Genomic DNA, 308 nt, shown 5'->3' on the forward strand with positions numbered 1-308 from the left:
GAATACAGGATACAAATTAATTATCAGCAATGGCTGAAGAAACAAAAAATCAAGAAGTTCAGGGTTCTGAAAACGCTGAAATTCAACCGGTAGCAGGTATGGCGACCGATTCGCAACCTGATGCGGCTGTACAGCAACAAGATCCTGACCAATTCTTAAAGGAATTCAACTGGCACAACTACGAAGAAGGAATTGATCCTATCGACGATCAAAAGCTGGAAGAATTTGAGAAGCTTGTAGCAGAAAATTTCGTTGACACTTTACATGATGAAGTTGTTACCGGAAAAGTGATCAACCTTACAGATCGT

General features: G+C 40.3%; 1 pseudogene. It reads left to right on the forward strand.

Annotation, left to right across the window (positions count from 1 at the left end):
• Positions 1 to 29: 29 nt before the first annotated feature.
• Positions 30 to 308: pseudogene (locus HC176_RS18760) on the forward strand (30S ribosomal protein S1); the annotation flags it as partial.

It is taken from the genome of Tamlana crocina (genome assembly GCF_012037625.1).